The organism is Burkholderia sp. Ac-20379 (assembly GCF_017104645.1).
Lineage (GTDB): Bacteria > Pseudomonadota > Gammaproteobacteria > Burkholderiales > Burkholderiaceae > Burkholderia.
The window spans coordinates 20,808-28,082 of sequence record NZ_JAAGPF010000078.1; the positions used below are offsets into that span (position 1 = coordinate 20,808).

A 7,275-nucleotide genomic window follows, 5' to 3' on the forward strand; every position below is an offset into this window, starting at 1 on the left:
TCGATGATCGCGAACACCGCATCGAATGAGCGTCAATGTAAGCGAGCGCCGGTTGCGCGCCTCAATATGAACTGCGTCGTCGGCCATAAGTTCTCGTTAAGCTAGGGGTTTATGCATATGGCGTTCGACACGTGCTTGCCCGGTCGTCGGGAGGCCTATGTGGAAACCCTTAGCTTAACGAAAACTTATGGCGTGAGCGGCAGTACATATTAGGTATTCCTCTACAAGACGCTTACATTGACGCCCGGCTTCATTCAAAGCGTGCACGTCCGGACACCGGCGCTCGCGCACCCGGCCCGAACCCGCCGGTGACCCGATTCGAGACATCGCCCGAACCGCGCGGCAGGCCGGCCGCCTTCGCGCCGCAGCCGGGTTCATGCCACCGGGTTTCATCAATCCGTCTTCAAGGAATACCGTGATGCGTCTTTCCATCCAAGCGCGCCTCGCATCGACGATGGGCCTGCTGTCGGCCCTGCTGCTCGCCGTCGGCCTGTTCGGCATTGCCGGCATGACGTACAGCAACGACGTCAATCTCGACACCTACACGAACAAGCTGCCGAGCGCCAATTTCATCGGCGAGGCGGAACTGAGCCTGCAGCGCGAGCGGACGGCGCTGTTGCGCGGCGCGCTCGACACGGCGTCGGAGCAGAACATCGACGACACCGTCGCGCACGAGAAGGCGTTTCGCGCGATGGCCCGCAAGGCGCTCGACGGCTACCAGACGCTGCCGCAATCGGCGCACGAGGCGGCTCTGGCGCGCGATCTGCTCGCGCAGCGCGCGGCCATGGATGCGGGCCTCGACGCGTTCGCGCAGGCGCTGCTGTCGAAGGACGGCCCGCGCATCATGCGCGCCGCGCTCGACAACAACACGTTGTACGGCCGCTATCACGAGAGCAGCGTGAAGCTGCGCGAATGGCAGGTGAGCGAGGCGCGCGACGAATTCGAAACCGGGCAGCGCCGCTACGGCGTGCTGCGCGCCGTGACGTTCGGCGCGCTCGCGCTCGGCCTGCTATGCGCGGTCGGCAGCTTTCTGAGCCTGCGCCGCGCGATCGCGCAGCCGCTCGGCGCGGCGCTCGCGCATTTCGATCACATCGCGCAGGGCGACTTGACGCGGCCGATCGCCGTCACGTCGCACGACGAAATGGGGCGGCTGCTGAACGGTATCGCCGACATGCAGGCGCGCTTGCGCCAGACCATGCGCGATCTGCGGCAGGGCAGCGAGGCGATCGCGCTGGCCACCAGCGAGGTGGCCGCCGGCAATCGGGATCTGTCGGCGCGCACCGAGGAGCAGGCCGCCTCGCTCGAGGAAACGGCAGCGAGCATGGAGGAGCTGACGTCCACCGTCCGGCACAACACCGACAGCGCGCAGCAGGCGCGGCAACTGGCCGCCACGGCACGCGACGTGACGCTGGCCGGCAGCCGGCTGGTGGAGGAGGTGATGCAGACCATGACGGGCATCAGCGAGAGCGCCGTGCGGATCGCCGACATCACCGGCGTGATCGAGGGCATCGCGTTTCAGACCAACATCCTCGCGCTCAACGCGGCGGTGGAAGCCGCGCGCGCCGGCGAAAACGGCCGCGGTTTCGCGGTGGTGGCGTCGGAGGTGCGCTCGCTGGCGCAGCGCTCCAGCACGGCCGCGAAGGAGATCAAGGAGCTGATCGGCGTATCGGTGGCGCGCGTGCAGGCGGGCAACACGCTCGTCGTGCGCAACGGCGACACGATGGAAGACATTCGCCAGTCGATCCTGCGCGTGGACGACATCGTCGGCGAGATCGCCGAGGCCTCGCACGAGCAGAGTCGCGGCATCGAGCAGGTGAATCAGGCGATTTCGCAGATGGACGGCGTCACGCAACAGAACGCGGCGCTGGTCGAGCAGGCGGCCGCCGCGGCGTTGTCGCTCGAAGATCAGACCAACCGGCTGCGCGAGATCGTGAATGGCTTCAGGACGGACGAGCGGGAGAGCGGGCGCGAGATCGCCGCGGCGCCCAGTCCTCACGCTGCGCTGGCGCTGGCGGGCTGAGGCGCCCCCCCTTCACCCCTGCCGCGACACCACCAGAAATACCCGCAAGTCGAACCGATCGCATTCCTGCTCGTGTGATCGACGTTGGCCTGAAAGAACATCGTGTCGCCGCTGTCGAGCGTATGCGATGCCCCGTCGATCTCCACCGTCAGCGTGCCCTTGGTCACCGCGAGATGCTTTTCGGTGCCGAACGGATAGGCGGGCAGCACGCCGGTGGAGACGCGCGCCGGCAGATGGTGATACAGCAGTTCGACCCGCGCGCCGTCATCGGCGAGCGGGTTTTTTTATTGGGTGCGGCGGAGAAATTCTCCTAACGTGAAGATCGGCGCGTCGCCGACGGCATTCGCAGAAATGCCTTTAGTCAAAAGGAAAAGCGCGTGGAAACATCGATTTTCACGAACCGGACATACAGCCAAAAACTCGTCACCGTGTGAGAAAAACTCATACAGCTTGCACGTAAACACCACTTCTTGCCCGCGTAGGCGGCTGGTCTAATGACCTCGCCATAAGAAAAGCGAACAACCCGATCGGGGTGGAGGAGGCAAGGTGAACAAGACAGCAAGCGTGGAGGCACTGGAGGCGTCGGCAATCCGGAAAGTGATCTGGAGGCTGGTGCCGTTCGTCGCCCTGATGTTCTTCATCAATTTTCTCGACCGCACCGCGATTTCGTTCGCGGGGCCGAACGGGATGTCGAAGGATCTCGGTTTGTCCGCGGCGCAGTTCGGGCTGGCCGCGGGCGTGTTCTTCATCGGCTACATCGTGCTGGAAATCCCGAGCAATCTCGCGCTGCATAAATTCGGCGCGCGCCGCTGGCTCGCGCGAATCATGGTGACCTGGGGCATCGTGGCGCTGCTGTTTACGTGGGTCAGCAGCGTGAACGGGCTCTACACGCTGCGCTTCCTGCTCGGCATCGCCGAAGCGGGCTTCTTCCCGGGCGCGATCCTGTTCCTGAGCACCTGGGTGCCGGCCAAATACCGCAGCCGCATCCTCGCGCTGTTCTATCTGGCCCAGCCGCTGACGATCGTGATCGGCGCGCCGGTCGCGGCGAAGCTGCTCGGCGCCGACGGCCTGTTCGGCCTCGAAGGCTGGCGCATCATGTTCTTCGGCGTGGCGCTGCCGGCGATCGTGGTGGGCGTGATCGCGTGGTTCTACCTGACCGACCGCCCGGCCGACGCGAAGTGGCTGACGGCCGACGAGCGCGCCTGGCTGTGCGCCCGGCTCGAACAGGAGGAAATCGGCAAGGCCACGCACGGCGCATCGCACGCCAGCGACGTGCGCGCCGCGCTGACGAGCGGCCGCGTGTGGAAGTTCGCGCTGATGTACTTCGGCCTGGTGTACGGCCTCTATGCGCTCGCGTTCTTCCTGCCGACCATCATCGGCGGCTTCGAGGCGCGCTTCGACACGCACTTCAACGTGTTCCAGAAGGGCTTGATCACGGCGATTCCGTACCTGCCGGCCGCGATCGCGCTGTATCTCTGGAGTCGCGACGCCACCCGGCGCGGCGTGCGCGCCTGGCATATCGCGATTCCCGCGCTGGTCGGCGCACTGAGCGTGCCGCTCGCGCTGCAGATGAATTCGCCGGCCGCGAGCATCGCCGTGATCACCGTGACGGCCTGCGCGATCTTCGCGGCGCTGCCGAACTTCTGGGCGCTGCCGGGGCAATTCCTGTCGGGCGCGGCCGCCGCCGCCGGGGTGGCGCTGATCAACACGGTCGGCAACCTCGCGGGCTTCGTCGCGCCGTACGTGACGGGCATGGTCAAGGATGCCACGCACTCCTATCAAGCGCCGATGCTGATCGTCGGCGCGATGATGCTGATGTCCTCGGTGCTCGCGTTCCGCACCGGCAAGGAAACCCGCAAGCACGCCGCCGAGGCGCTGGCGCCCACCCGTTGAACCTGCCGGCCGAATCCGCGCGATTCGGCCGGACACATTGACCGTATTCAAGGAGAGATCGAGATGAACGAGAAGATTGCGTTGTTTGGCGCGGGCGGAAAGATGGGGGTGCGCCTGTCCAGCAATCTGCTGAAGTCGGACTATCGCGTGGCGCACGTCGAACCGGGCGCGGCGGGGCAGAAGCGCCTGAAGGACGAACTCGGCATCGCGTGCGTGTCGGCCGAATCGGCGCTCGACGGCGTGGACGTGGTGATCCTCGCCGTGCCCGACACGCTGATCGGCAAGCTGAGCCACGAGATCGCGCCGCAACTGCGCCCCGGCACGATGGTCATGACGCTCGACGCCGCCGCGCCGTTCGCCGGCCATCTGCCCGACCGCAAGGATCTGACGTACTTCGTCGCGCACCCGTGCCACCCGGTCATCTTCAACTACGACCTCGACGAGAAATCGCTGCACGACCACTTCGGCGGCGCGCATGCGAAGCAGTCCATCACGAGCGCGCTGATGCAGGGGCCGGAGGAGGCCTTCGATCTGGGCGAGGCGGTGGCCAAGGCGATCTACGCGCCGATCCTGCGCTCGTACCGGCTGACCGTCGATCAGATGGCGATCCTCGAGCCGGGCCTGTCGGAGACGATCTGCGCGACGCTGCTGTACGTGATGCGCGAAGCGATGGACGAGACGGTCAAGCGCGGCGTGCCCGAACAGGCCGCGCGCGATTTCCTGCTCGGCCACATGAACATCCTGAGCGCGGTGATCTTCAACGAAATCCCCGGCGCGTTCTCCGATGCGTGCAACAAGGCGATCCAGTTCGGCAAGCCGCGCCTGATGCGCGACGACTGGAAGGGCGTGTTCGACCGCGAGGAAATCGCGGAAAGCATCCGCCGCATCACCTGAAGCACGGCCGTCGAAACCGTCATTCGTCACCTCATCGCCATCAAGGATTTCATCGTGACCGAACGCATTCACGCCAGCTACTGGCTCGAAACGGGCGTCGACCCCCAGCTCGCCGCGGAGGTGATCGCGGGCGAGCAGTCGAGCGGGACGTTCGTCGCGCTGCCGACCGAAACCCCGGAACTGAAGGCCCGCTCGGGCGCGCGCGTCGAGCGGCTCGAGATTCTCGGCCACAGCGACATGCCGAGCCTGAACGGCGGCGCGCCGTCGTCGCGTTACACGCAGTGCGCGCTGGAGCTGTCCTGGCCGATCGAGAACTTCGGGCCGTCGCTGCCGAACCTGATGTCGACCATCGCCGGCAACCTGTTCGAGCTGCGTCAGGTGTCGGGGCTCAGGCTGACGGGGCTGCGGCTGCCCGCTTCGTTCGCCGCCGCGTATCCGGGGCCGGCGTTCGGGATCGAGGGCACGCGCCGGCTGGCCGGCGTCGCGCACGGGCCGCTGATCGGCACCATCATCAAGCCGAGCGTGGGCCTGTCGCCCGAGGAAACGGCGCAGCAGGTACGCGAGCTGGTGGCGGGCGGCATCGATTTCATCAAGGATGACGAACTGCAGGGCGACGGCTCGCACTGCCCGTTCGACGCGCGCGTGCGCGCGGTGATGCGGGTGGTCAACGCGCATGCGGACCACACGGGCAAGAAGGCGATGGTGGCGTTCAACGTGACGGGCGATCTCGACGAGATGAAGCGCCGCCACGATCTGGTGCTCGAGCAGGGCGGCACCTGCGTCATGGCGGTATTGAATTCGATCGGCCTGGTGGGGCTGCGCGAGCTGCGCCGACACAGCCAGTTGCCGATCCACGCGCACCGCGCCGGCTGGGGCTACCTGACGCGCAGCGAGGCGCTGGGCTGGGATTACGCGCCGTGGCAGATGCTGTGGCGGCTGGCCGGCGCCGATCATCTGCACGTGAACGGCCTGCGCAACAAGTTCAGCGAATCGGACGAGAGCGTGATCGCGGCCGCGCGCTCGGTGCTCGCGCCGGTGATGCCCGAAGCGCCGATGCCGGCGATGCCGGTGTTCAGCTCCGGGCAGACGGGCCTGCAGGCGGCCGACACCTACGCGGCGATCGGTTGCGCCGATCTGATCCACACCGCGGGCGGCGGCATCTTCGGTCATCCGGGCGGCGTGGCGGCCGGCGTCGAGGCGCTGCGCGAAGCGTGGGTGGCGGCGATGGAGGGCGTGCCGCTGGCCCGTCATGCCGAACGCAACCCGGCGTTGCAGGCCGCGCTGGGGTTCTGGAAATGAGCGAAGCCGGCAAGGCGTCCTGGCCCGACGGGCTGCTGCTGGCCTATTACGGCGACGATTTCACGGGCTCCACCGACGCGATGGAGGCGATGGCCGCCGCCGGCGTGCCGACGCTGCTGTGCCTCGACGCGCCCACGCCGGCGTTGCTCGCGCGGTTTCCCGGCGTGCGCTGCGTGGGGCTGGCCGGCTCGTCGCGCGGGCGGTCGCCCGAATGGATGGCGGCCGAACTGCCGCGCGCGTTCGCGAGCCTCGCCGCGCTCGGCGCGCCGATCCTGCAATACAAGGTGTGCTCGACGTTCGATTCGTCGCCGCGGATCGGCTCGATCGGTTGCGCGATCGATCTCGGCGTGAAGGCGATGCCGGGCAGGTGGTCGCCGATGGTGATCGGCGCGCCGCGCCTGAAGCGTTATCAGGCGTTCGGCAACCTGTTCGCGGCGGTCGACGGCATGGGCTACCGGCTCGACCGTCATCCGACCATGTCGCGCCATCCGGTCACGCCGATGGACGAGGCCGACCTGCGCGTGCATCTGGCGCGGCAAACGGCGCGGCGCATCGCGCTGGTCGACCTGGTGCAGGTGCGCACGCCCGAGGCAGCGCAGGCGGTGACGGCCGCGATGGGCGACGACGTGCCGGTGGTCATGATCGACGTGGTGGACGACGCCACGCTGGCCGCGGCCGGCGGCCTGGTTTGGGAACAGCGCGGCGAGGGCATGTTCACGGCGTCGTCGTCGGGCCTGCAATACGCGCTTGCCGCGCACTGGCGAGCCAGCGGGCTCGTGCCGCCGGTGCCGCAACTGCCGGCGGCGGCGCGCGTGGACGCCATCGCGGCGGTCAGCGGCAGTTGTTCGCCGGTGACCGCGGGCCAGATCCGCTGGGCGCGCGCGAACGGCTTTCAGGTCGAGCGCCTCGACGTGCGCCGCGCGCTCGATCCGAACGATCGGGACGCCGAAATCGAGCGCGCCGTGTCGGTTTCGGCGCAGGCCGTCGCGCGCGGGCAGAGCGCGCTCGTGTTCAGCGCCGAAGGCCCGGACGATCCCGACGTGCGCGACTTCGACGCCATCGCCCGCGACGCCGGGCTGGCGCGCGCCGATGCGGCGCGGCGGGCGGGCCGGACGCTCGCGGACGTGGTGCGAGATCGGAAGGGGAGGGGGTAGGGGAGGAGTGTGGGA

The 7,275-nt window shown here is 67.8% G+C and carries 6 protein-coding genes; all 6 read left to right on the forward strand.

What is annotated here, in order from left to right:
* Positions 1-418: 418 nt before the first annotated feature.
* The gene (locus tag G3N92_RS35335; RefSeq protein WP_206127954.1) at positions 419-2,020 is read left to right on the forward strand and encodes a methyl-accepting chemotaxis protein; all 1,602 of its coding nucleotides are present in this window, start codon (positions 419-421) and stop codon (positions 2,018-2,020) included.
* Positions 2,021-2,094: 74 nt separating this feature from the next.
* Entirely contained in the window at positions 2,095-2,334 is a 240-nt protein-coding gene (locus G3N92_RS34920) for a hypothetical protein (protein ID WP_241014765.1), read from the forward strand.
* A 232-nt stretch (positions 2,335-2,566) separates the two neighbouring features.
* A complete protein-coding gene (locus tag G3N92_RS13135) occupies positions 2,567-3,913 on the forward strand; it encodes an MFS transporter (RefSeq protein WP_339385909.1) in 1,347 nt (448 codons plus the stop codon).
* A 63-nt stretch (positions 3,914-3,976) separates the two neighbouring features.
* A complete protein-coding gene (locus G3N92_RS13140; protein ID WP_206127955.1) occupies positions 3,977-4,807 on the forward strand; it encodes a phosphogluconate dehydrogenase C-terminal domain-containing protein in 831 nt (276 codons plus the stop codon).
* Between the two features lie 54 nt (positions 4,808-4,861).
* A complete protein-coding gene (locus G3N92_RS13145; RefSeq protein ID WP_206127956.1) occupies positions 4,862-6,106 on the forward strand; it encodes a ribulose-bisphosphate carboxylase large subunit family protein in 1,245 nt (414 codons plus the stop codon).
* Positions 6,103-7,260: a four-carbon acid sugar kinase family protein gene (locus tag G3N92_RS13150; protein WP_206127957.1), complete on the forward strand. Its 1,158-nt coding sequence runs from the start codon at positions 6,103-6,105 to the stop codon at positions 7,258-7,260. The genes G3N92_RS13145 and G3N92_RS13150 overlap by 4 nt, the downstream gene beginning before the upstream one ends.
* Positions 7,261-7,275 lie beyond the last annotated feature (15 nt).